Source organism: Micromonospora sp. DT62 (genome assembly GCF_049847285.1).
Classification (GTDB): Bacteria; Actinomycetota; Actinomycetes; order Mycobacteriales; family Micromonosporaceae; genus Micromonospora; species Micromonospora reichwaldensis.
Genome location: NZ_JBNCOB010000063.1, coordinates 1 through 905, shown reverse-complemented (window position 1 = coordinate 905; position 905 = coordinate 1). Strand labels below are relative to the sequence as shown.

General features: G+C 69.6%; 1 protein-coding gene. It reads right to left on the bottom strand.

Going from position 1 to position 905, the window contains the following annotated elements:
• Positions 1 to 21: 21 nt before the first annotated feature.
• Positions 22 to 899 (bottom strand): IS5 family transposase gene (locus ACPXCB_RS31525; protein ID WP_425879767.1). Its coding sequence is split into 2 segments (ribosomal slippage): positions 22 to 548 and positions 548 to 899, totalling 879 coding nucleotides; the frame shifts between segments, so codons are not numbered across the junction.
• Between the last annotated feature and the right edge of the window lie 6 nt (positions 900 to 905).

The window sequence follows — 905 nt, the reverse complement described above, 5'->3', positions numbered from 1 at the left end:
TAGGGCCTGTGTCGAAGTCGGTTACAGCCACTCGTTGATCGCGGCGATGTGCACGGTGGCTTCGTAGCGGACGGCGAGTTTGTCGAAGCGGGTGGCGACGGCCCGGTTGCCCTTGAGGCGGTTGATGCCGCACTCCACGGCGTGACGCTGTTTGTACCGCTCGGGATCGAAGGCCGGTGGCCGACCGCCCTTGGACCCCTTCTTGCGTCGGTTGGCGTCTTGGTCGGCTTTCGAGGGGATGGTCGCGGTGATGCCGCGTCGGCGCAGGTAGCGGCGGTTGGCCTTCGACGTGTACGCCTTGTCGGCCAGGACCCGGTCCGGGCGGGTCCGGGGCCGGCCGGCGCCCAGACGGGGCACTCGGATCCCGTCGAGCACCGCCATGAACTGCGGGCTGTCCCCACGCTGCCCGGCGGTCAACACGATCGACAACGGCTTCTGTCCCTGCTCGCAGGCCAGGTGCAGCTTCGTGGTCAGCCCACCCCGCGACCGGCCAAGCGCGTGATCGGTCGGCTCGACCGTGACCCCGCCCGGCGGCTCGGCCTGCAGATCCCCCTTTTACGCGCCCCAGCGGCGTGCTGGTGCACTCGGGCGACCGTGGAGTCCACCGACACGTCCCAGACCACGCGCCCGGCCGCGTCAGCCAGGGCCTGCAACACCGTCAGGATCTTCGCCCAGGTCCCATCACGCTGCCAACGCCGGAACAGCCCGTACACGGCAGCCCAGGATCCGTAGCACTCCGGAACATCCCGCCACGGGGCACCAACCCGTGTCCGCCACCTGATCCCATCAATGAGCTGCCGTTTCGTCCATGTCGACGGCCGACCCGGCCTACGCCCCACAGGCAGCAACGGCTCCAGCGCCACCCACTCTGCGTCGGTCAGGTCGTGCCGCCTCGCCACCGCTAG